Origin of the sequence: Nocardia lasii (assembly GCF_042658545.1) — a bacterium.
Lineage (GTDB): Bacteria > Actinomycetota > Actinomycetes > Mycobacteriales > Mycobacteriaceae > Nocardia > Nocardia lasii.
Genome location: NZ_JBHSQN010000004.1, coordinates 215,249 through 236,280, shown reverse-complemented (window position 1 = coordinate 236,280; position 21,032 = coordinate 215,249). Strand labels below are relative to the sequence as shown.

At 68.7% G+C, this 21,032-nt stretch carries 20 protein-coding genes; 9 read left to right on the top strand and 11 right to left on the bottom strand.

Translation table 11 applies throughout. From position 1 onward, the window contains the following. Both ACFP3H_RS10470 and ACFP3H_RS10465 read right to left on the bottom strand, forming a co-directional pair. A partial coding sequence (locus ACFP3H_RS10470; protein ID WP_378603186.1) for a hypothetical protein occupies positions 1-1,187 on the bottom strand: 1,187 nt, incomplete at its 3' end. Then, positions 1,187-2,695 carry a hypothetical protein gene (locus tag ACFP3H_RS10465; protein ID WP_378603183.1) on the bottom strand — a complete coding sequence of 503 codons (1,509 nt, stop codon included), beginning with the start codon at positions 2,693-2,695 and terminating at the stop codon, positions 1,187-1,189. The genes ACFP3H_RS10465 and ACFP3H_RS10470, both read right to left, overlap by 1 nt. 141 nt (positions 2,696-2,836) lie before the next feature. On the opposite strand from ACFP3H_RS10465, the gene ACFP3H_RS10460 reads away from it, so the two are divergent. The 3 genes from ACFP3H_RS10460 to ACFP3H_RS10450 all read left to right on the top strand — a co-directional run bounded on the left by ACFP3H_RS10460 (position 2,837) and on the right by ACFP3H_RS10450 (position 6,798). After that, positions 2,837-3,352, top strand: coding sequence for a lipoprotein LpqH (locus ACFP3H_RS10460; RefSeq protein WP_378603180.1), 516 nt, complete (start codon positions 2,837-2,839; stop codon positions 3,350-3,352). Between the two features lie 446 nt (positions 3,353-3,798). Further along, positions 3,799-4,599 carry a hypothetical protein gene (locus ACFP3H_RS10455; protein ID WP_378603177.1) on the top strand — a complete coding sequence of 267 codons (801 nt, stop codon included), beginning with the start codon at positions 3,799-3,801 and terminating at the stop codon, positions 4,597-4,599. A gap of 144 nt (positions 4,600-4,743) precedes the next feature. Beyond that, positions 4,744-6,798, top strand: a complete 2,055-nt coding sequence (locus tag ACFP3H_RS10450) for a PhoX family protein (protein WP_378603174.1) — start codon at positions 4,744-4,746, stop codon at positions 6,796-6,798. A 76-nt stretch (positions 6,799-6,874) separates the two neighbouring features. Here ACFP3H_RS10450 and ACFP3H_RS10445 read toward each other — a convergent pair whose 3' ends face one another. Next, a complete protein-coding gene (locus ACFP3H_RS10445) occupies positions 6,875-7,285 on the bottom strand; it encodes a hypothetical protein (protein ID WP_378603171.1) in 411 nt (136 codons plus the stop codon). A gap of 75 nt (positions 7,286-7,360) precedes the next feature. Between ACFP3H_RS10445 and ACFP3H_RS10440 the strand changes: the two genes are divergently transcribed. Next, complete coding sequence (locus ACFP3H_RS10440; RefSeq protein ID WP_378603168.1) at positions 7,361-8,032, top strand: pentapeptide repeat-containing protein; 672 nt, start codon at positions 7,361-7,363, stop codon at positions 8,030-8,032. Between the two features lies 1 nt (position 8,033). Here the strand turns inward: ACFP3H_RS10440 and ggh are convergent, their stop codons facing one another. Together ggh and ACFP3H_RS10430 are read right to left on the bottom strand one after the other, a co-directional pair. After that, positions 8,034-9,374 carry a glucosylglycerate hydrolase gene (gene ggh, locus ACFP3H_RS10435; protein ID WP_378603165.1) on the bottom strand — a complete coding sequence of 447 codons (1,341 nt, stop codon included), beginning with the start codon at positions 9,372-9,374 and terminating at the stop codon, positions 8,034-8,036. A gap of 54 nt (positions 9,375-9,428) precedes the next feature. After that, positions 9,429-9,929 (bottom strand): DUF6069 family protein, encoded by a 501-nt coding sequence (locus tag ACFP3H_RS10430; protein WP_378603162.1) that lies wholly within the window; start codon positions 9,927-9,929, stop codon positions 9,429-9,431. Between the two features lie 142 nt (positions 9,930-10,071). Here ACFP3H_RS10430 and ACFP3H_RS10425 point away from each other — a divergent pair, with 142 nt between their 5' ends. Both ACFP3H_RS10425 and ACFP3H_RS10420 read left to right on the top strand, forming a co-directional pair. Then, positions 10,072-10,761: an SDR family oxidoreductase gene (locus ACFP3H_RS10425; protein ID WP_378603159.1), complete on the top strand. Its 690-nt coding sequence runs from the start codon at positions 10,072-10,074 to the stop codon at positions 10,759-10,761. 188 nt (positions 10,762-10,949) lie between these two features. Next, positions 10,950-11,753, top strand: a complete 804-nt coding sequence (locus ACFP3H_RS10420; RefSeq protein ID WP_378603156.1) for a polysaccharide deacetylase family protein — start codon at positions 10,950-10,952, stop codon at positions 11,751-11,753. Here ACFP3H_RS10420 and ACFP3H_RS10415 read toward each other — a convergent pair. After that, positions 11,744-11,947, bottom strand: a complete 204-nt coding sequence (locus tag ACFP3H_RS10415; RefSeq protein WP_378603152.1) for a DUF5808 domain-containing protein — start codon at positions 11,945-11,947, stop codon at positions 11,744-11,746. The genes ACFP3H_RS10420 and ACFP3H_RS10415 overlap by 10 nt on opposite strands. 36 nt (positions 11,948-11,983) lie before the next feature. Next, positions 11,984-14,824, bottom strand: coding sequence for a leucine--tRNA ligase (gene leuS, locus ACFP3H_RS10410; RefSeq protein ID WP_378603149.1), 2,841 nt, complete (start codon positions 14,822-14,824; stop codon positions 11,984-11,986). 237 nt (positions 14,825-15,061) lie between these two features. Between leuS and ACFP3H_RS10405 the strand changes: the two genes are divergently transcribed. Together ACFP3H_RS10405 and ACFP3H_RS10400 are read left to right on the top strand one after the other, a co-directional pair. Then, entirely contained in the window at positions 15,062-15,469 is a 408-nt protein-coding gene (locus ACFP3H_RS10405) for an SdpI family protein (protein ID WP_378603146.1), read from the top strand. Between the two features lie 58 nt (positions 15,470-15,527). After that, the gene (locus ACFP3H_RS10400) at positions 15,528-15,797 is read left to right on the top strand and encodes a hypothetical protein (protein WP_378603143.1); all 270 of its coding nucleotides are present in this window, start codon (positions 15,528-15,530) and stop codon (positions 15,795-15,797) included. A 90-nt stretch (positions 15,798-15,887) separates the two neighbouring features. Here the strand turns inward: ACFP3H_RS10400 and ACFP3H_RS10395 are convergent, their stop codons facing one another. From ACFP3H_RS10395 to ACFP3H_RS10380, 4 genes are read right to left on the bottom strand one after another with little or no spacing between them, the layout of a single operon-like run. Further along, a complete protein-coding gene (locus tag ACFP3H_RS10395) occupies positions 15,888-16,916 on the bottom strand; it encodes an aminotransferase class I/II-fold pyridoxal phosphate-dependent enzyme (RefSeq protein ID WP_378603140.1) in 1,029 nt (342 codons plus the stop codon). Then, the gene (locus ACFP3H_RS10390) at positions 16,913-17,926 is read right to left on the bottom strand and encodes a 3-oxoacyl-ACP synthase III family protein (RefSeq protein WP_378603216.1); all 1,014 of its coding nucleotides are present in this window, start codon (positions 17,924-17,926) and stop codon (positions 16,913-16,915) included. The genes ACFP3H_RS10395 and ACFP3H_RS10390 overlap by 4 nt, the downstream gene beginning before the upstream one ends. Before the next feature lie 2 nt (positions 17,927-17,928). Beyond that, complete coding sequence (locus ACFP3H_RS10385) at positions 17,929-18,585, bottom strand: SRPBCC family protein (protein ID WP_378603137.1); 657 nt, start codon at positions 18,583-18,585, stop codon at positions 17,929-17,931. Next, a complete protein-coding gene (locus ACFP3H_RS10380; RefSeq protein WP_378603134.1) occupies positions 18,582-20,381 on the bottom strand; it encodes a thiamine pyrophosphate-binding protein in 1,800 nt (599 codons plus the stop codon). The genes ACFP3H_RS10385 and ACFP3H_RS10380 overlap by 4 nt, the downstream gene beginning before the upstream one ends. 118 nt (positions 20,382-20,499) lie before the next feature. On the opposite strand from ACFP3H_RS10380, the gene ACFP3H_RS10375 reads away from it, so the two are divergent. Beyond that, the gene (locus ACFP3H_RS10375) at positions 20,500-21,024 is read left to right on the top strand and encodes an EXLDI protein (protein WP_378603131.1); all 525 of its coding nucleotides are present in this window, start codon (positions 20,500-20,502) and stop codon (positions 21,022-21,024) included. Positions 21,025-21,032: the final 8 nt, after the last annotated feature.

The following is a 21,032-nucleotide window of genomic DNA, read 5'->3' as shown; positions in this document are numbered from 1 at the left end:
GTGCCGCCCGCGCTGCCCGCGCTGCCCGCGCTGCCCGCGCTGGTGCCGCCCGCGCTGCCTGTGCTGCCTGTGCTGCTGGTGCCGCCCGCGCTGCCTGCGCTGCCTGTGCTGCTGGTGCTGCTGGTGCTGCCTGCGCCGCCCGCGCTGCCTGTGCTGCTGGTGCTGCCTGTGCTGCTGGTGCTGCCTGCGCCGCCTGCGCCGCCCGCGCTGCCTGCGCTGCTGGTGCCGCCTGCGCCGCCCGCGCTGCCTGTGCTGCCTGTGCTGCTGGTGCTGCTGGTGCCGCCCGCGCCGCCTGTGCTGCTGGTGCCGCCTGCGTCGCCCGCGCCGCCTGCGCCGCTTCTGCCGCCCGGCTCCATGTGTGAGCCCGACGCCCCGGCCTGGTCACGTGCTGCGAACGTGGCCGGCCGCACCCGTGCGTACGGACGAAGATGCTCGGGAACGTGTCGCCGGCATTCCGGCGCCGCAACCACCCTGACCTGGACCTGCGATACCTCGCCCACCCGGACGACCTGCCACGACACCGACCGGCCCCCGGCATCGAGTAGGCAGGGCGGGCACCTACGCCAGTCCCAGTCCGCCGTGCCACGGGCGATGATCAGACCGTCGACCGACTCCGTGCCCCCGGCTGCCAAGGCGTAGTCCTCCGCGCGCGGAACATCGGAACGCCTTGCGCGGCGGTTCAGTTCGTTCTCATCCGCGATCGTGCCCCCGGGGAATTCGGATGTGGCCGGCCCATCCTGGGGAGCGGCTTCGAGCACGAATTCACCGGTGTCGGTGAGGGATTCGATCTCCTCCTCGAGAAGTCGCGCGTCCAGCGTCGGGATCCCCTCGACAGTCGAAGCAGGCCACCACCGACTCGCCCAGTGCGCGTAAGCGAGTCGACGCAACGCCGCCACCAGTTCCGGTTGCGCGGGGGAGGCGGTCAGCGAACCGGGCAGGTTGTCCGCGACGGCAAGGGCGACTTCTTCGCCGTACACCGCCCAAATCCAATCCTGTGCGGCCGCAGCATCATCGAGGACAGCGGCGGGGACCACCTCGTCGTCGAGCAAGCTCCATGTCAGATGCCCACCGACTACTTCGAGCACCAGCACGTCCAGGGCCGGCGCGGCATCGGTGACCAGCGGTGCTCCCGCCGGGGCGAGGACCAACAGGCGGGGGTCTTCGTGGCGAAGGTCGATGATGGTCATCAGCTGGCCCTCGCTTCGGAGAAGACGCTCAGTGCCTGCTTCACCCGCGTGCGGTGATCCAGCATCACCGACCGCGCGACCCCGTCGAGCAGATCCCACAGCTCACCGGGCTCATACACCGGCAACTCCCGCACGTCCCGACCGTGCAACCGCACCCACAACCTGCGCAGATAGGGACGCCACGGCGTGCGCAACTCCACGGCCACCGCCGCCAGCGGCCCAGCCTGCCCCTCCACCCCGTGCACCGCGTACCGTCGCGCTTGCAGCACATACCCTTCCCGCCGCCACCGACTGTTGACCACCTCATGCGCCCGCGAGGAACCCGCCGCGTGCCCAGGCGAGTACGCCGACGCGCCCTGGTCGCCCAGCTCGAGTCCTGCTGACCGATCCCGGTCGCCCAGCCCGCGTCCTTCTGTCCGGTGCCGGTCGCCCAGCTCGCGTCCTGTCGACCCGCCTCGGTCGACCAGCTCGCCTCCCCGCGATCCGCCGAGCCCGCCCCAGCCCGTCCCGATGGCCACCGATCCCTCTTCGTCGCCGGTCGCCCCGAGCGGTGAAAGACCCAGCGCCAGTTCAGCTCCCGAAGCGGCGGCAACCCGCAACGATTCGTCCAACAATCCCCACGGCGAACAACTCCGCGAGATCTCCCGCGTCACCAACTCGGGAATCTCGGGCAGATCGACCCGGTCGAGACTGCCCTGGAGCACCGTGAATACCCGCTCGTAGACCGTCCGATCGAACGGCAGCGCCAGATTCGCGGTCGACGCGGACGATCCCAGTTCGGGCCGCCGCGGCATCTCGAATGCGGTGAGCCCCAGGTCATCGGCCCCCGCCCGGGGATGCGCGAGCCACAGCGCTACCCCGCGATGGGTGCCGGCGCCGTCGTCGAGCAGGTCGTCGAACAGCGGGCCCGCGTCGGCCGGATCACCCTCGCGGGCCAGCGTGCAGGCATCGAGCAACTCGGTCAGTTCGACGCTCAGATCGCGCGCCCCGAACGGTGCGAGCGGCCGCCGCGACCAGGCGATATCCAACAGCCCATTCAGCTCGACGACCCGATTCGGTTCAGTCACATAGCGTTTCAACGCGGCGGTGGTGCGCCCGCCGGTGCTCTCGTGCACCTCCCGCAACATCGCCTCGGCCCGCGCCCGCCCATCCATACCCGGCGCCCCGCAGGTCACCGCCAGCTCGAAGCACCGCTGAAAATACAGATCCTGCGCGTTCCCCTCGGTGATCCGCAGCGCCCGCCGCGCCTGCTTCACCACCACGAACCACGCCGAACACGCCCGCAGCACGTCCGCCTGCGCGTGCACGAGCGCCGTCAACAACGCCACCCCATCGGCATCGAGCACACTGCCCGCCAACCCCGGATGCCGCACCGGCCGCAACACCAGCGGATCCAGAATCAACTTCACCGTCCGCCGCAACGGCCCACCCTGCGCCCCACTCAGCGCATCCACCCCACCGACCCCACGCCACACCTCATCAAGCACCATCGCGCGCGGCCTCCGCATCGCAATAGGTTAGGGGCTCGCCACCCATGTCCGCTACCTGGGGTTTCGCCCGAAACTTGGGATCGGTAGGTGGGGGATTGTTTCTACCTTTCTCTCAACGGGTCACCGAGATCCGCTCACACGAGAGAAACGGAACACCCCATGAACACCAAGCTGATCGCCGCCATCGCCGCTTCCGCCGCCGCCACCGCGCTGCTGGTTACCGGGTGCAGTGACGATGCGGGCACCGCCACCCCGAGCTCCTCGGGTTCGGCCGCGCCGGCGCCGGCGTCGGGCAAGTCCAGTGCCAGCGTGGACGGCAAGGACGTCACCGCCAAGTTCGACACCACCTGTGCCAAGCAGGGCGGCGTGCTCGCCCTGGCGCTGACCGACGCGGCCAACGCCACCTACGGCACCCTCTCGGTCAGTGCGTCGGTCGAGGGCGACACCGTGCAGGCGGTCGCGATCGGCGGCACCCAGGGCGGCGCCAACGGCCTGCCCTACGCGGTCGGCTTCGGCAACGGCCAGCCCGGCGGCTCGGCCACCCTCACCAAGGACGGCAACACCTACCGCATCACCGGCGAGGGCGTGAGCGCCGACATGACCAACCCCATGGCGGGCCCCACCACCGCGAAGTTCGACGTCACCTTCGCCTGCGCCACCATCGTCGGCGCCTGACCATCCGCGACCCGGTCGCACACCACCAACCCAGTTCAAGCACCTGGGCCAGGTACCCCTGAGCGTTCTCGGCGCGCCACCGCCTCTGGACTGACCGGAGGGTGTGACGAAGGAGTACCCGCAGGCCGGACGAAGCGAAGTCGACCGCCGAGAACCGAGGCACCAGCCGCCCAACCAGCACAGCGATCCCAGTTCAAGCACCTGGGTCCAGCCCCCAGAGGCGGAGTCAAGCGCCGAGAACCGCGGCGCCAGCCGCCAAAAACACAGCGCCAGCCGCCAAAAACCCAGTTCAAACACCTGGGCCAGGCCCACCTGGGTGTTCTCGGCGCGCCTCCGCCTCTGGACTGACCGGAGGGTGCGACGAAGGAGTGCCCGGAGGGAGGGAAGAGGCGGAGTTAAGCGCCGAGAACCGCGGCGCCAGCCGCCAATAAACACAGGAGAAAATTATGCAGTCCAAGCTCCGTGCGGCCGCGGTCGCGTTCGGAATCCTCGCGTTCGGTTACTACCTCTTCCACGGCCTCACCTACGACCCCGACCCGTACACCGGCTCCACCTTCGGCTGGGTCGGCCCGCAGATGGCCTTGCCGATCGTCGCCCTCACCATCATCCCGATGGTCTTCGCCTTCACCGGCGAGGGCATCGTGGAGGCTTTCACCGGCCGCAACAGCGGCGAATTCCGGCACGCGGAGGTGGGGATCGGCACGATCACCTCGTTTCGGCAGACGGGGGTGTCGGTGAACGATCAACCGCAGATCAAGATCGCTTTCCGGGTCGAGGGGTCCGATGGAAAGGTCTTCGATTCGCACGCCAAGATGATCGTCCCGCTCACCGAGTTGGCGTTGTTGCAGCCGGGGGTCGTGTTGCCGGTCCGCTATATCCCGGGCCGCACCGACCGGGTCGAGGTCGACCGCTCCGGCGACAGCAACGCTGTTCAGCGCGCGATGAACGAATCGCTCATCCGCAAGGGCATCACCACCCGCGGCAAGCTCGATATCGCCGATCGTGGACTCACCGCGCAGGCGGTGGTGCGCGGCATCGACGTCACCGGTCGCATCCGCGGCGGCTACACCGAAGTCGTGCTGGCCCTGGTGGTTACCCGCCCCGACGGCTCCACGTTCGAGACCCGTGCCGAGAAGTACCTGCCGCCGACAGCATTCGGTCACGTGCAACTGGGTCGGATCGTGCAGGTGCACTACCTGCCCGGCAGCGAGCACGAGGTGGTGATCGCGCTTCCGGTCAACGCCTGATGACAACGCCCCACCGCGCGCTGTGGCTGACCCGGGTCGGGTCGGGCACAGCGCGCAGTTTTGGTCGCCCGTTCATCTTCGCTTTCCCGACGGCTCGCTTGGGCTGCTTACGGTGCCCGGAGTCCGTTCTACTCAGGAGTCACCGTGAGTCCGAAACCGCTCGCTCTGTTCGTCAAGCACGACGGTCAGTCGGCCCGTGCCGCCTTGACCTGTGAATACAAGTGTGGCAGCGCCTGCTTCCACGAGGTGCCCAATTCCTCCGACGGTGAGTACTTCGGTGACATCGTCGCCAAGCTCAACCGTCGTGGCCTGATCAAGGGCGGCGCCGCGGTCGTCCTCGGCGTCGGCGCGGTGAGCGTGCTGGCCGCCTGTGGCGACGACAGCGCCGATGCCGGCTCGAGCCCCACCGGCTCGCCGGGTACCGGCACCGGTTTCACCGCCGTCGCGCCGAACAAGGAAGACGCGATCGTCACCCCCGAGGGCTACGAGCAGTCGGTGCTGATCCGCTGGGGTGACGCGGTGATCGAGGGCGCGCCCGCGTTCGACTTCGACAAGCAGACCGCCGCGGCGGCCGCCCAGCAGTTCGGCTACAACTGCGACTTCGCCGGCCTGCTGCCGATCGAGGGCCAGCCCGAGAAGTACCTGCTGGTCGTGAGCCACGAGTACAGCACCGAGCCGATGATGTTCCGCGGCTACGACAAGGACGCGCCGACCCGCGAACAGTTCGAGATCGCCTTGGCCGCACATGGTTTGAGCGTGGTCGAGGTGCACGGTGAGTCCGGTTCGGGCAACCTGAAGCCCGCCTTCGGCAAGTACAACCGTCGCATCACCGCCACCACCGAGTTCGAGGTCAAGGGCCCGGCCGCCGGGAGCGCGCTGCTCAAGACCAAGGCCGATCCCACCGGCACCAAGGTGCTCGGCACGCTGAACAACTGCTCGGGCGGTGTGACCCCGTGGGGCACAGTGCTTTCGGGTGAGGAGAACTTCAACCAGTACTTCGGCAACGCCGAGACGGTCACCGATGCCGACGCTGCCAAGCGGCTCAAGCGCTACGGCATCGAGGGCGCGGGCTCCGAGCGCAAGTGGGAGACCTTCGACCCGCGCTTCGACATCGCCGCCGAGCCCAACGAGGTCAACCGCTTCGGTTACGTCGTCGAGGTCAACCCGTGGGATGCCACCTCGGTGCCGGTCAAGCACAGCTCGCTCGGCCGTTTCAAGCACGAGGCCGCCACCATCCACGTGACCGGCGACGGCAGCGTCGTGGCCTACAGCGGCGACGACGAGCGCTTCGACTACCTGTACAAGTTCGTCTCCACCAAGAAGGTGCAGTCGGGCGTCGGCGCCTCGGCCATGCGGCACAACATGACCATTCTCGACGAGGGCACCCTCTACGTCGCCAAGCTCACCGGCGACCACGCGGCCGAGATCGACGGCTCCGGCAAGGTTCCCACCGGCGGTTTCACCGGTAAGGGCCAGTGGATTCCGCTGCTCGAGACCGGCGCCGACGGCAAGGGCAAGTCCCTGGTCGACGGCATGTCCGCCGAAGAGGTCGCGGTGTTCACCCGCCAGGCCGGTGACAAGGTCGGCGCCACCAAGATGGACCGCCCCGAGGACTTCGAGACCAACCCCAAGACCGGCAAGGTCTACGTCGCGCTGACCAACAACACCAACCGCGGCGCCGAGGGCAAGCCCGGCGTGGACGAGGCCAACCCGCGCAAGCTGAACAAGAACGGCCAGGTCCTCGAGCTCACCGACAACCACACCGGCACCGACTTCACCTGGACGCTGCTGCTGGTCTGCGGTGACCCCACCGCCGCCGACACCTACTTCAGCGGTTTCGACAAGGCCAAGGTCAGCCCGATCTCCTGCCCGGACAACCTGGCCTTCGACCCGTACGGCAACCTGTGGATCTCCACCGACGGCAACGCGCTCAAGTCCAACGACGGCCTGTTCTCGGTGGTCCTGGACGGCCCCGATCGCGGCGAGACCAAGCAGTTCCTGACCGTCCCGCGCGGCGGCGAGACCTGCGGCCCGATCATCACCGAGAAGCAGGTGATCGTGTGCGTGCAGCACCCCGGTGAGGGTGACGATGCCACCACCGACCAGCCGCTGTCGCACTGGCCCGACGGCGGCACCGCCCAGCCGCGTCCCTCGGTCGCGGTGGTCTGGAAGAAGAACGGCGGTCGCATCGGCGTGTAGCCGAGGCCCGATCCGCTGATGAAACCGCTACTCGGCTGGGCGAGTGGCGGTTTCGTCGTTTCAGCGGAGGGATCGGCTAGCCGCCGCCGAGACCGGCGATGGTGGTGAAGTCGGGGCGGGGGGACGCGGTGGCGGCGCGCCAGAAGGTCCAGGTGGGGTGGGTGGCCGGATCGGTCAGTGCGGTGCCCACCAGGGCGGGGTGGGGGACGGGGGAGTGCAGGTGGAGGTCGGCGAGGTCGTGGTGGGCCGAGTTGATGAGGTCGGTGGGCGGGCGCGCGACCGGGTCGGCGGCGGGGAGGTGCTCGGTGGCGCGGGCCAGCGAGAGTTGCTGTCCGGTCGCGCGGAGCGCGGGGAGGTCGACCCGCTGTGTGTCGGCCTGCTCCCAGGAGGGGCCACGCGGGCCGGGGTCGGTGCTGGAGAGCGCGCAGCCGATGACGAGGAACGCGAAACAACCACGGAGCGTCGAACGCCAGCGCGGGGGGCTCATGGCCGTCGACCGTAATGGTTCGGCACCCGTGTGACCAGCGGTGTCGGCGTGTGTCGTGGCCCGTATCTTGGTGGGATGGCACGCAAGAGCGAGGTGCGGTTCGAGCCCGCGGTGGCGAAGGTGGGGTCGTTGCGGGCGGCGGTCTCGCCGGGGGACGATCCGGTCGACGAACTGAGCGTCACCGAGGTCGAGTATCGCGACGTCGATTTCGCCGAGTCGCACGTGTACGGGCTGAGCGTGGAGGGCTGCCTGTTCGACAGCGTCCGCTTCCCGAGTACGTTGCGCCAGGCCACGATCGCCGAATCGACGCTGCGGGTCTGCGATCTGGCCAATGTGCAGGCCGACGATTCCACGATGCTCGAGTCCGTCATCGAGCACGGCCGGATCACCGGATTATCTTGGACCGCAGGCGTTCTGCGCGATGTGCTGATCGACTCCACCCGCGCCGACCTGGCCTCGTTCGCCGAATCCCGTTTGCGCTCGGTCGTTTTCCGCGACTGCGATCTACGCCAGGCCGATTTCCAGCGCACCGAGTTCCGCAATGTCCGATTCGAGCGGTGCAACCTCACCGGCGCCCGCTTCGCAGAGACCCGCCCGCACCAGAACCTGCGCTTCGAGGACTGCGACCTCACCGGCCTCTACGGCGTCTCCGCCCTGCGCGGCGCCACGATCACGGGCGGTGACCTCGAATCCCTGGCCGCCACGCTCGCGCGCGAACTCGGGATCGCCGTCGAATGGAATCGGTGACTCAGCCCAACCAGTCGAGAACCGAAGCGGCGGTCCAGGATTGCTGCATGCTGCCCAGCGGGGCGCCGGTGAAGGGTTCGTAGTATTCGGCGAAGCTGCCGTCGCTGGCCTGGCGCAGGCCCTCGGCGCGCAGCATGTAGGAGCGTTCGGCCCAGCCCCGGTGGGCGAAGGCCCAGGAGAACAGCCAGCTCATGACCGGCCAGACCGGGCCGCGCCAGTATTCGCGCGGCCGGAATTCCTTGGCGACGGGCGAGGTCGACGGCGGCAGGGCGTAGCGCAGGTCGGGGTGGCCGCAGAAGCGCGGGCCCTCGAAGGTGTTGAGCAGGGCGCGTTCGGCGTGGCGGGGCAGTCCGCCCGAGAGCAGCGGCGCGAACATCGCGAGGGTGTCGGTGCTGATCCAGCGTTGCAGGCGCACGTCGTAATCGCGTGCGGCGCCGGTGCGTTCGTCGGTGGTGGCGACCACGCCCTTGCGGAAACGTTCGGCCCAGCCGTGCAGTTCGCGCACATCGGAGAGCGGTTGCTTGTACTCCTCGCCGATATCGGCGAGCACCTCGCAGGCCAGTGCGAAGATCGCCGAGACGAACACGTCCTCCACGGCGAAACTCATCACCGAGGTGAGCTGGTAGTCGTCGTAATTGGCGCGCCGCATCTGCTCGACCAACCACAGGTACCGGTCGTATTCGCGGTCGCTGGGGCGCTGGGTCAGATCGGAGATGATCGCGGTGTCCGCGCGCCGATACGGCGGAAGATCCGCGCCGGGAACAACATTGGCGTACGCGCGATCCCAGCGCGGCGAGTTGTCCATCCCGGATTCCCACCCGTGGTACAGGGTGATCCGCCCGGTCTCCTTGGGGTCGCGGGCGTGCGCGAGCCACCGGTGCCAGCGCACCAGATCCGGCCAGCGCCGGTTCAGGAATTCCTCCGCGACGGCCCGGGTGGAGCGCCCGTGCCTGCGGGAATGGTCGAGGATCCGCTGCACCGCGATGGCGTGCACGGGCGGTTGGGTGATCCCGGAGGTGTCGGGTCCGAGCGGCGCGTTGGCGGCCAACCTACGACACTCCCAGCGCGCGGGCCCCGGAAAATACCCGTCCACCCCGTTGGCGAACACGATGTGCGGGATCATCCCGTTGCGCCACTGCGCCGAGAGCAGCGTGTCCAGTTCGACGACCGCCCGCTCCACACTCAACGGCGCCAACCCGACCGCGACGAACGCCGCGTCCCAACTCCACATGTGCGGGTACAGGCGCGGCGCGGCGCTGGTCATCGTGCCCAGGTCGTTGCCGCGCAGGAGGTAGGCGGCGCGGGCCGCGAGCTGCGTCGAGGTGAAGCCCGGGTCGGTCATCCCTCTATTTTGCGGCGTAGCGCCCCCTACGGCATCTCGGCGCGACTGTGACGATCAGTACCCGGCGCGGCGCGGGTCGTTCTGGGCGGCCGACCCGACCGAGCTGAGCATCGTGGTGATGCACAGCCCGACGAGCAGGTTGATCGCCGCGGTCGCGATCTTGGCGTCCAGATCGGCGACCAGCGTGAACGGCAGGATCACCGCCACCGCCGTGAGCAGCAGGCAGATCCAGGTGAAGAAGGTGAGCGGGCTCGGCATGGCCAGTAGCAACACCATCAGCAGGGCGGTGGCCAGCAGCGCGGCGCCGGCCGCGGCGACGGCGTAGGAGGTGGTGGAGACGGTGCCGTACGCGCCCGCGCCCTCGGGGGACAGGATCGCGATGCCGAGCACGCCGCGGATCAGCATGATCGCGACGACGACCAGCAGCGCGGCCACCACGGCCGTGCCGACGCCACCCGCCCACAGCTTGCCCACATTGACCTTGGGCTGCTGGTCCTGGGGGTGCTGGGGATACTGCGGGTTGTCTGGTCCGTAGTTGTACCGGGGATCGGTCATAGTCGAACGGTACTAGCGAGTGCCGCTGATCTGCGGGGAAACGGTCACGGTGTCGACAACCGTGCCGGGTTGCGCCCGATTTGCCCGGTATGTGGGTGCGTCCCGCCGGTCACTCGGGCCCGGCCGTCGATACCGTGGACCCATGACGGTGACCAGTACGCCCGCCCCGACCGCTCTCATCACCGGCGCCAGCCGTGGACTCGGCGCCGCGATCGCCCGCGAACTCGCCCCCACCCACGACCTGCTGCTGGGCGCCCGCTCGGCCGACGCGCTGGAGCCGATCCTCGCCGAACTCCCCGCCGCGACCGGCTGGCCGGTGCCGCTCACCGACTACGCCGCCGTCGCCGCGGCCGCCGAACGGATCGACCGCCTCGACGTGCTGGTCCACAACGCCGGCATCGCCGACCTCGGCACCGTCGCGGAGTCCTCGGTGCAGCAGTGGCGCGACACCCTCGAGGTGAACCTGATCGCCGTCGCCGAACTCACCCGCCTGCTGCTACCCGCCCTGCGCGCCGCGAACGGGCATGTGGTGCTGATCAATTCGGGCGCGGGCATTCGCGCGCATCCGGGCTGGGGTTCCTACGCGGCGAGCAAGTTCGGCCTGCGCGCCTTCGCCGACGCCCTGCGCCAGGAGGAGCCAGACCTGCGCGTGACCTCGATCTTCCCCGGCCGGATCGACACGGATATGCAGCGCGCGATCGTCGCCGAGGAGGGGCGCGAGTACCGGGCAGCGGAGTTCCTCACCCCGGAGACGGTGGCGGGTGCGGTGCGCACAGCCATCGACACGCCACGCGACGGCCACCCCACCGAGGTCGTGTTGCGACCACGGTGATCGAGTCTGGGGGAGCATAATCGTGCAGTCGTGCCGCTCGAGGTCCGAAATCTGGTTGTTCTGGGAGCCGAGTGCACGAATATGCCACCCAGGAACGAGCGCGTATACCGCCATCTGTTGTTCAGCGGACCGTTGATCCGGATCGGTAGGGTCCGTGCACCGCGAGAATGTGAGTAGGGGGTTCGGCGATGAAACGACGTCACATGCTGACGTTGCTGGCCGCGGGGACCGCCGTGGCCCTGACCGGCTGCGCGACGGCCGAGGGCGAGGCTGTCGAGGCCGGTGTCGGTGGTGAGATCCCCGCGCCCCCGCCCGCCCCGACTCCGGTACGGCCGCTGCTCCCGCCGCCGCCGGGCGGTCCGAAGACGATCATTCCCGCCAAGACCATCACCGCCCTGCCCGGTCCCGGCCAGTCGATGGCGCTGACCGTCGACGACGGCGCCAGCCCCGAGGTGGTCGGCGCGTACGTGCAGTGGGCCAAGGACACCGGCGCCCGCTTCACCTTCTTCGTCACCGGCTACTACGAAGCCTGGTCCATCCACCGCGACGCCATGCGCCCGCTGGTGGAATCCGGCCAGATCCAGCTCGCCAACCACAGCTGGGACCACCCCGACCTCACCAAGATCAGCGCCAGCGCCGTCGCCTCCCAGCTCGAGCGCACGAAAACGTTCCTGCACAACAACTTCGGTGTGGACGGTACGCCGTTCTTCCGCCCGCCCTTCGGCAACCACAACGCCACCGTCGACCGGGTGGCCGCCGACCTCGGCTACACCGTACCGACCATGTGGTACGGCTCGCTGTCGGACTCGGGCCTGATCACCGAGGACTACCTGATCCAGTGCGCGCACCAGTACTTCGCCGCGCAGACCATCATCATCGGCCACGCCAACTTTCCACCGGTCACCCGCTGCTACGGGCAGTTGGTGGACATCATCAGGGAGCGCAACCTGTCACTGGTCACGCTGAATGATGTTCTGCAAGTTCAACTCTGACGGCGCCAGTGGAACAGGCGGTAGAGGTTCATGTCGTAACCCCACCCGTACGCCTTGGGCGTGAACAGGCGGGGATCGTCCGGGTTCCATGACCGGGCCTTGACCTTGGCCCAGGTCGGGCGACGCCAGTCATAGGGCAGGCCCGCCCATTTTCCCTGGGGTTCGGGCACCCGTCCGTCCTTCGGTTCAGTCATCGTCGCTGCTCCTCACGGTCGAACGGGTGGTGCGAACTACGGGACGATATTCACCATCTTGCCGGGAACGACGATCACCTTGCGGGGTGCGGCGCCGTCGAGCAGGGCGATGACCTTCTCGTCGGCCAGGGCGGCCGCCTCGATGGTGGCGGGGTCGGCGTCGGCCGGCACCTGGATCCGGCTGCGCACCTTGCCCTTCACCTGGATCGGGTACTCCACCGAATCCGCAACTAGCAGTGCGGGATCGGCGATCGGGAAGGGGCCGTGGGCCAGATACGTGGTGTGGCCGAGGCGTTCCCACAGTTCCTCGGCGATGTGCGGGGCCAGCGGGGCCAGCATCAGCACCAGGGGTTCCACGGCGGCGCGGGGGGCACCGGTCGGGTAGTGCTTGGTGAGGTGGTTGGTCAGCTCGATCAGCTTGGCACCGGCGGTGTTGTCGCGCAGCGCCGCCAGATCCTCGTCGACCCCGGCGATGGTGCGGTGCACCAGGCGCAGGGTCTCGTCGGCGGGCAGCTCGTCGGTGGCCTTCACCAGGCCGGTTTCCTCGTCGACGACCAGTCGCCACACCCGCTGCAGGAAGCGGTGCGCGCCGACGACGTCCTTGGTCGCCCACGGGCGCGAGGTGTCCAGCGGACCCATCGACATCTCGTAGAAGCGGAAGGTGTCGGCGCCGTAGAGGTCGCACATCTCGTCGGGCGAGATGGCGTTCTTGAGCGACTTGCCGATCTTGCCGTACTCCTGGAAGACCTCGATCTCGACACCGTCGGGCCCGGTCCAGAAGAACTTCGCGTCGCGTTCGACGATCTCGGCGGCGGGCACGTACGCGCCGCGCTCGTCCTTATACGCGTAACCCTGCACGTAGCCCTGGTTGTACAGGCGCCGGTAGGGCTCGCTGCCGGACACATCGCCCAGGTCGAACAGCACTTTCTGCCAGAACCGCGCGTACAGCAGGTGCAGCACCGCGTGCTCGACGCCGCCGACGTACAGATCCACCCCGCCGGGATCGTTCGGGCCGTGTTCGGCCGTGCGCGGGCCCAGCCAGTACTTCTCGTTCTCCTCGGCGCAGAACGTCTCGGTGTTGGTCGGGTCGGCGTAGCGCAGCTGGTACCACGAGGAGCCGGCCCAGTTGGGCATCACGTTGGTGTCGCGGCGGTACCGCTTGGGTCCGTCGCCCAGATCCAGTTCCACCGTGACCCAGTCGGTGGCCTTGGCCAGCGGCGGGGAGGGCTCGGAATTCGCGTCGTCGGGGTCGAAGGTGACCGGCGCGAAGTCTTCCATCTCCGGAAGTTCCACGGGCAGCATGGATTCCGGCAGCGCGTGGGCGACACCGTCTTCGTCGTAGACGATCGGGAACGGCTCGCCCCAGTAGCGCTGGCGGGCGAACAGCCAGTCGCGCAGCTTGTACTGCACGGTGCCGGTGCCGTGGCCCTCGGCTTCCAGGTGGCCGATCATGGTGGTCTTGGCCTCGTCGACCGGAAGTCCGTTCAGGAAGCCGGAATTCACCAGTTCGCCGTCACCGGTCCAGGCGGCCTCGCTGACGTCGCCGCCGGAGATCACCGCCACGATCGGCAGGCCCAGCGCGGTGGCGAAATCCCAGTCGCGACCGTCGTGGCCGGGCACCGCCATGATGGCGCCGGTGCCGTAGCCGCTGAGCACGTAGTCGGCGATGAAGATCGGGACCTGCGAGCCGTCGGCCGGGTTGGTGGCGTAGGAGCCCAGGAAGACGCCGGTCTTCTCCTTGTTCTCCTGCCGTTCCAGATCCGACTTCGCCGCTATCGACTTGCGGTACGCCGCAACGGCTTCGGCCGGGGTCGCGCTGTCATTGGTCCAGCGGGTGTCGGTGTCGGCGGGCCAGGCGGCGGCGGTCAACGTGTCGACCAGCTCGTGCTCGGGGGCCAGCACGACATAGGTGGCGCCGAACAGGGTGTCGGGGCGCGTGGTGAAGACCTCGATGGTCTCCCCGCCGGCGTCGAACCGCACCTGGGCGCCGCGCGAGCGCCCGATCCAGTTGCGCTGCATGGACTTCACATTGTCGGGCCAGTCCAGGGTGTCCAGGTCGTCGACGAGGCGATCGGCGTAGGAGGTGATGCGCATCATCCACTGCCACATGCGCTTACGGAACACCGGGAAGTTGCCGCGCTCGCTGCGGCCGTCGGCGGTGACCTCTTCGTTCGACAGCACCGTGCCCAGACCCGGGCACCAGTTGACGATCGAATCCGACTGGTACACGAGGCGATACGAGTCGATCAGCGCGCCACGCTCGGCGGTCGACAGCGCGTTCCAGTCGCCGTCGGGAACCGGACGCGCGCCGCTGGCGAACTGGGTTTCCAGATCGGCGATCGGCCGGGCCTTCCCGGCCTCCTGGTCGTACCAGGCGTTGTAGATGCGCAGGAAGATCCACTGCGTCCACCGGTAGTACTCGGGATCGGTGGTGGCGAAGGAGCGGCGCGGGTCGTGGCCGAGGCCGAGACGGTCCAGCTGACGCTGCATGGTCGCGATGTTGGACTCGGTGGTCACCCGGGGGTGCGCGCCGGTCTGCACGGCGTACTGCTCGGCGGGCAGGCCGAAGGCGTCGTAGCCCAGCGCGTGCAGCACGTTGCGGCCGCGCATGCGGTGGTAGCGGCCGAACACGTCGGTGGCGATGTAGCCCAGCGGGTGGCCCACGTGCAGGCCCGCGCCCGAGGGGAACGGGAACATGTCCTGGATGAACAGCTTGTCGGCCGGGGTGTCACCCGCGAGCGGACCGACCGGGTTGGGCGCCTCGAAGGTGGCGCGCTCGCTCCAGTTGCGCTGCCAGCGGCGCTCGATCCGCCCAGCCAGCTCGGCGTTGTACCGGTGCTGAGGTACGTCAGTCTCGGTTGCACGAGTGTCCTGCACGGTCCTGCCTTCTTGTTCTCGCCGGTCCCCGGTAAAGGAAATATCGTCTACCAGGGTAGAACGTCGGCACCATCGGATTTCCCACGGGCCGCGACTCCACCCCCGCTCCGAACTGCTGAGATGGGGTCCCGCTCCCGGCATACCCGCCATTTCCGAGCCCACGCGCGGGTGTGTGGCCGGTCACCTGTGACGGGAGCGCTCGCTCGCGGCCCGACACGGGTGCGCTAGCCTGCAGGAATGGTCGTCGTCGCTCTCCTGTTGTTCGCGCTGGCCGCGGTCGCCATCGTGACCGGCGTGCTCGGACTGCTCGGCAAATTGCCCCGCAACCGCTTCCTCGGTGTCACCACCGAAGCGGCGCTGCACAGCGACGACAATTTCCGCATAGCCAACCGCATCGCCGCCCCCACCTCCGTCGGCGCGGGCGCCCTGCTCTTCGCGGGCGGCCTGGTCGCCCTCACCGCGGGCGGGCTCCCCGGCGTCATCATCGCGGTCCTGGTCGCCGTCGTCGCCGTCTTCACCCTCGGCGCGGGAGCCAACGCGGCCGCCCGCACCGTCGAACCCCTGCTGCCCCCCGCCCCCGTCGGCGGCTGCGGCTCCTCGTGCGGCGGCTGCTCCCTGCGCGACACCTGCGCCCCCGCCAACTGATTCCTGGCGGTTTCCCCGACTCTGGGCTACAACTGAGGTAGTTCGATCGGGGGTAGGCATGAAACTTTTCGGAGCGGCGGTTCTCGTCGCGTTTCTCGGTGTGGTCGTCGCCGGCCACTGGACTGTGGTCGGGGTGGGGTTGATCGCCGTGGGGGCGGCTGCTTTCGTGGTGGCCTGCTTCCGTATTCACCAGGGGACCAAGGGAATTCGGGGGATGCAGCGGTACGGGGGATTCGGGCCGGCCGCCGGGGGTTCGGCGGGGTGGATCGCGGGGAGTGAAGGGCACGACGGCGGTGGTGGCGGTGGCTGCGGGGGCGGCGGGGACTGAACGGGGAAGGACCGGGACCTGGGGGAGGGGTCCCAGGTCCCGGTCGATGAGGCCCGGCGGTTGCCGGGCGGTCGATGGTGGTCGAGCGGGTCAGCGCAGGTCGACCAGGGCCGCGTGGACGGCTCGCCCGGCGGCGGGGTCGCCGACGGCGATGCGGGCGCTGCCGTCGGGGTAGGCCTTGGCCTTGATGCCCGCGCGGCGCAGGGCTGTCGCGACGCCGGGGCCGGGCAGGTAGAGGAAGTTGGCGTGGCTGCGGGGGACGTCGATTCCGCAGGCGCGCAGTGACATTCGCAGGACCTCTCGTTCGCGGTTGATGCGGTCGACACGGTCGCGCAGTTCCGTGTCGGCGGCGTAGGCGGCGCGCACCGCGGCCACGGCGGCGGTGGTGATCCCGAAGGGCAACTGCTGCTGACGAATGCGCTGGATCAGCTTGCCGCGGCCGACGCAGTAGCCGATCCGCAACCCGGCCAGCCCGTACGCCTTCGAGAAGGTGCGCAGGATCAGCAGGTTCTGGTGGCGGTGCAGCAGGGCGTGGATGTCGAGACGGTCTGCCGGAGCGAGGAATTCGACATACGCCTCGTCGAGCAGCACGGGGATGTGACCCGGAATCGCGCCGAGGAAGGACCGCACGGCCGCCGCGTCCAGGACGGTGCCGGTGGGGTTGTGCGGCCGGCACAGCACCACCAGCGAGGTCCGCCGGGTCACCGCGCGACGCATCGCGGCCAGGTCCTGATTGCCGCCGGGGTCGATCGGCACCGGGACCAAACCCATCCCAGCCATCTCGGCCATGATCGGGTACCCGTCGAACGTCGGTGTGCTGGTGAGCAATTCACCACCGCCGAGCGCGCGCATCACCTGCATCGCGACTCCGGTGGCCCCCGCGCCGACCACCACGTCGTCGGGGGAGACCCCGAGGTGGTCGGCGATGATCCGGGGCAGTTCGTCCGGCAGGAACTCTGGATACCGATTCGCCTGGGCCAGCGTGTCGTTCACCGCGTCCAGAATGGAAGGCAGTGGCGGAAAAGGGTTCTCGCTGAGGCCGAGGTCGAAGCGGGTGGCGGTGGGCGTGGCACGGAAACGCTGGGAGGGCAGCGTCGGTTCCACCAGTCGAAGACTCATCGCGCGGCGCCCCAGCGGATCGCCGCCGCACCCGCGAAGTCACCCGCGTGCGCGAACGCCGAGAGCAGCACCACCGAACCGTTGCGCAGCCGCCCGGCCCGATTCTCGGTATCGAGGGTCACCGGAATGCCCGCGGCGAAAAGGTTTCCGCACTGATCGAAGGTGTCGGGATGGCGTTCGGCGGGCAGTTCCAGCGCGTCGTGCCAATTGCGCAGGAACAGCCGGTTGGGCTGATTGGTGACGAAGGTGTCGATATCGCGACTCTTCACCCCGATCCGATCGCACACCGTGAGCGCCACCTCGGGCACCAGCCGATTACCGCGCGCGAACACCTTGGTGATCTTCGATTCGGAGAACGTCACGCACGGCTGACCCTCGCCGGGCTCCCAATACTTGCGCTCACCGTTGGTGGAGAAATCCATATCCCCGGCGAATTCGGGATAGGTGCGCGTCTCGATATCGAGAATCGGCGCCGAACCGTCCTTGCGGAGCAGGCCGATACCGCAGCCGTCACCGGGCACCGGCGCCTGCGCCAATTTCCGGATATCGGGCTGGGTGAACACCGGGCCGGCGCAATTCTGCGCGGCGACGATCAGCGCGGTCTTCGCGTCGCTGGTCGCCAGCATCATCCGCGCCATCGCCATCATCTGCACGAAGGCCGCGCAGCCGCTGTTGTGCACGTCGAGGACCTGCGACGGGGTCGCCCCGAGCCGGCGTGCCAGTTCGGGACCGGCGCCGAGCACGGGATTGTCGGGCAGCTGGGTGTGGGTGATGATGATGTCGATCTCGTCGGCCAGGCCGGCGCCGTGGCGTTCGCGCAGCACCGCGAACGCCTTCTCGGCCATATCGACGGCGGTTTCGTCGCGACCGACATGGTGGCGCCCGGCCGGCGAACGGAACATCACGTTCTTCGCCATCCGCTCGGAACGGGAGAACTGGGTGAAGTATTCGGTCGGGACGGGGTCGCCGGGCAGATAGCTCGCGACATCGACCAGACTCACCTGCGGCATATTCACTGCATCCACTCCGGCTTGATCGGCAGCCCGTTGGCCGCGCGGTATTCACAAATGGCTTTGAGGTTGTCGAGCTCGAGCTGGTGTCCGGCGGAGAACATCTCCCAGAAATCGCCGACCCACACCGGACGCTTGGGCGGCGCGGTCTCGGGATAGCCGTTCTCGTCGTAGAAGGGGTGCTTGCAGTTGACCCAGGTGACGACCGAACCGGGCTTGTTGAACACCACCTGGGCGTCCACGACGCGCATCAGGTAGATCATCCACAGGTGCTCGGACTGGTCCCACGCGCAGTGATAGTCCACGGTCATCGCGTCGGAATGGGCGACGGTGCGGGTGAAACACTTGGTCGCGTCACCGAGGCGGTCGTAGGCCAACCACAGGCCCGGCTCCTCGGTCTCGACGAAACCGCGCAGGCTGTAGGTCCACTCCTCGAGCGAACGGGTGTCGGCGAGGTACTCGTAGACCTCGCGCGGCGGGGCGGCGATGTAGGTCTGCACGGGGCAGTAGTCGCCGAAGATCTGCTCGTGCGGATACACCGAACGCAGCATGTCCATGATGATCGGGGTGGTGGCCTCCCGGTCGGAATTCTCGATCCGCAGGATGCCGGGCACCTCCTCACGGATGTCGGACAGGGCGGGCAGGGCGCTGGTGGTCACGGGGTGCTCCTGGAGGATTCGATGGCTGACAGGAAGGGAAGGAACGGCGGGACTTCGTCGGGGTCACACAGGATTTCGAGGAACGACGGCCCGGTGGTGGCGAAGCCGCGGTGCAGTGCCTCGGCCAGCTGGTCGGGTTCGGAGACGGTGGGGGCGTCGATCCCGGGGAACATGGCGGCGATGCCCGCTCCCAGATACGAGGGTTGAAAACGGTTGAAGCTGTATCGATCTCGGTAGTAGAGCTGTTCTCGGGTCACGCACATGGCGTGCGCGTTGTTGTTGAACACCACGAAGGTGATGGGCAGGTCGTGCTCGATGGCGGTGTGAATCTCCATGCCGTGCATGAAGAACGAGCCGTCACCGGCGATGACCACGGTGCGGTGCCCACCGTGGCGTCGGGCGAACGCGGAACCGATGCCCGCGCCGAAGGCGTAACCCATGCCGCCCATCCCGAGTGCGACCGTGAACCGACCGTGCTCGGGTACCCGTAGGTAATGCACCACGGCGGCGCCGGTGTTACCCGCGTCGGCGAAAATATCCGCGCCGTCGGGCAGGGCGGTCTGGATGGCCTCGACGACCGTGCGGTAGCGCAGGCCGGGACCCGCCGCGGCCGGGACGGTCATCGGTGTGGGCGCGGTGGTGCGCCCGCCCGCGCCGCGCTCGGTGCCGAGCCCGGCGAGCAGCGTGGTGAGGGTGTCGGCGAGGTCCGTGCTGGTGGCGTGGGTCGCGGACAGATACGGCGGCAGTGCGCCCACGCTGCGGACGGGCAGCTCGGCCAGCGCGGCGTCGAGCCCGGCGCGGGCGGTGACCGGCAGGCGGGTACCGACCAGCAGGCAGACGCTCGCCGCGCTCAGTGCTTCGACCAGCTCGGCGTGGCCCATGCTGCCCGCGACCCCGCAGTAGCCGGGGCCCGTGTTGGAGTACACGTCCTTGGCGTCGGGGGCCAGGCCGATCGAGGCGTCCAGGGCCGCGACCAGTTCGGCGAGCTCGGTCCGAGCGTCGTCGCGGGCGACCTGGTCACCGGCGATGATGACGACCTTGCCGGTGCTGCGGGCCGCGACCAGTGCGGCGGCGACGGTCTGGGTGGGCGAGACGATCTCGGACGGAACGGGCGGTGCGTCGATGGACAGGGCGGGTGCTGCCGGGCGGCCGTCGGCGGGGTGGGGTCGCGCGGATGAGCCCGGTTCGGGTGAGGCGTTGTTGAACAATCCGGACGGGCCGGGTCCAGCTGGGCTGTCGGCCGGAGCGAGTGGTGCGTCGACGATCGTCGGCATCGACTGTTGCTGAACATCTTTCGGGAGCAGGAGAACGGCGGGGCCGCCTTCCCGTGCCGCTGTCACGGCCGCCGCGAGTTGGGCGGGGAGTTCGGCCGGGTCGGTCACGCGAACGCAGTAGCGGCTGATTGTCGCGAAAAGGGCGGCGGCGTCGATGGATTCGGCGAGTCCGCTCGTATCCTGGAACGCGCCGAGACCCTCGAGACTGGTCGGCGGCTGCCCGACCAGAGCCAGCACCGGCACCCGCGAGGTGAAGGACTCGGCAAGTCCGGCAACGAGATTCACCGCGCCGCCGCCGGAGGTCGCCGCGACGACACCGAGCCCGCCGGTGCTGCGCGCGTACCCGTCGGCCATCGTCGCCGCCGAGAACTCGTGCTTGGCGATGATCCCCTCGGGCGTGTTGCCCGCGTCGAAGATCGCGTCGAACAGGTCCTCGATATTGGCGCCGTCCACGCCGAAGATCTGGGTGATTCCCGCCTCGGCTACCGCCCGTACCAGGTAATCGACGACTCGATCCGGCATCGGCCCTCCTTCTGCTTCGTGGCCCCTACTCCGATTACGAGGCGCGCCGAGGGCGAGTTCAGAGGGTGGACGAATACTCACCCTTGTGTGTACGTACACATATACGTATAGTTACCTCATGCCCAACAAGACGATCTACGTAGCCGACGACGATCTGCCCGTGTTCGCGCGGGCGCAGGAACTCGTCGGCGGCAACCTGTCCAGCACGGTGGTCAGTGCCCTGCGCAGGCTCATCGAGCTGGAAGAGGGCCGTGCGGCCGGGTTCGAGGAGATCACCCTGCAGGTGGGGCGCGACGGTGTCCGGCAGGTGCGCTTCCAGGGCTCGCTGCTGGGTGAGTGGCGCGACGCCGGCGAGAAGCAGGCGCTGCACCAGGCGGTGTATCGCAGTCGCAAGGGCAAGCTCGTGCTCTACACCCACACGGCGAAGTGGGAGGACTACCCCACCGGTGAGGCCGCCGGGGACATGAAGGAATGGAAGTACTGGCGCCGCATGTTCGGCATCGGCGCACCGTGGGATTGGGGCGACTACGAGTACGAGATCCTCGATGAGCTGAAGGACCTGAAGGGGCGCGTCCCGGACAAGCTCTACCGCAAGGTCGAAGACATGACCGCGCATCCCATGGTCGAGGAGCTCGACATCTAAATCCTTTC

What these genes read in the sequence shown, in the direction of transcription:
- ACFP3H_RS10465 (WP_378603183.1), bottom strand. Translation starts at nt 2,695, where the DNA reads ATGCGGAGGCCGCGCGCGATGGTGCTTGATGAGGTGTGGCGTGGGGTC.
- ACFP3H_RS10460 (WP_378603180.1), top strand. Translation starts at nt 2,837, where the DNA reads ATGAACACCAAGCTGATCGCCGCCATCGCCGCTTCCGCCGCCGCCACC.
- ACFP3H_RS10455 (WP_378603177.1), top strand. Translation starts at nt 3,799, where the DNA reads ATGCAGTCCAAGCTCCGTGCGGCCGCGGTCGCGTTCGGAATCCTCGCG.
- ACFP3H_RS10445 (WP_378603171.1), bottom strand. Translation starts at nt 7,285, where the DNA reads ATGAGCCCCCCGCGCTGGCGTTCGACGCTCCGTGGTTGTTTCGCGTTC.
- ACFP3H_RS10440 (WP_378603168.1), top strand. Translation starts at nt 7,361, where the DNA reads ATGGCACGCAAGAGCGAGGTGCGGTTCGAGCCCGCGGTGGCGAAGGTG.
- ggh (WP_378603165.1), bottom strand. Translation starts at nt 9,374, where the DNA reads ATGACCGACCCGGGCTTCACCTCGACGCAGCTCGCGGCCCGCGCCGCC.
- ACFP3H_RS10430 (WP_378603162.1), bottom strand. Translation starts at nt 9,929, where the DNA reads ATGACCGATCCCCGGTACAACTACGGACCAGACAACCCGCAGTATCCC.
- ACFP3H_RS10425 (WP_378603159.1), top strand. Translation starts at nt 10,072, where the DNA reads ATGACGGTGACCAGTACGCCCGCCCCGACCGCTCTCATCACCGGCGCC.
- ACFP3H_RS10420 (WP_378603156.1), top strand. Translation starts at nt 10,950, where the DNA reads ATGAAACGACGTCACATGCTGACGTTGCTGGCCGCGGGGACCGCCGTG.
- ACFP3H_RS10415 (WP_378603152.1), bottom strand. Translation starts at nt 11,947, where the DNA reads ATGACTGAACCGAAGGACGGACGGGTGCCCGAACCCCAGGGAAAATGG.
- ACFP3H_RS10405 (WP_378603146.1), top strand. Translation starts at nt 15,062, where the DNA reads ATGGTCGTCGTCGCTCTCCTGTTGTTCGCGCTGGCCGCGGTCGCCATC.
- ACFP3H_RS10400 (WP_378603143.1), top strand. Translation starts at nt 15,528, where the DNA reads ATGAAACTTTTCGGAGCGGCGGTTCTCGTCGCGTTTCTCGGTGTGGTC.
- ACFP3H_RS10395 (WP_378603140.1), bottom strand. Translation starts at nt 16,916, where the DNA reads ATGAGTCTTCGACTGGTGGAACCGACGCTGCCCTCCCAGCGTTTCCGT.
- ACFP3H_RS10390 (WP_378603216.1), bottom strand. Translation starts at nt 17,926, where the DNA reads ATGCCGCAGGTGAGTCTGGTCGATGTCGCGAGCTATCTGCCCGGCGAC.
- ACFP3H_RS10380 (WP_378603134.1), bottom strand. Translation starts at nt 20,381, where the DNA reads ATGCCGGATCGAGTCGTCGATTACCTGGTACGGGCGGTAGCCGAGGCG.
- ACFP3H_RS10375 (WP_378603131.1), top strand. Translation starts at nt 20,500, where the DNA reads ATGCCCAACAAGACGATCTACGTAGCCGACGACGATCTGCCCGTGTTC.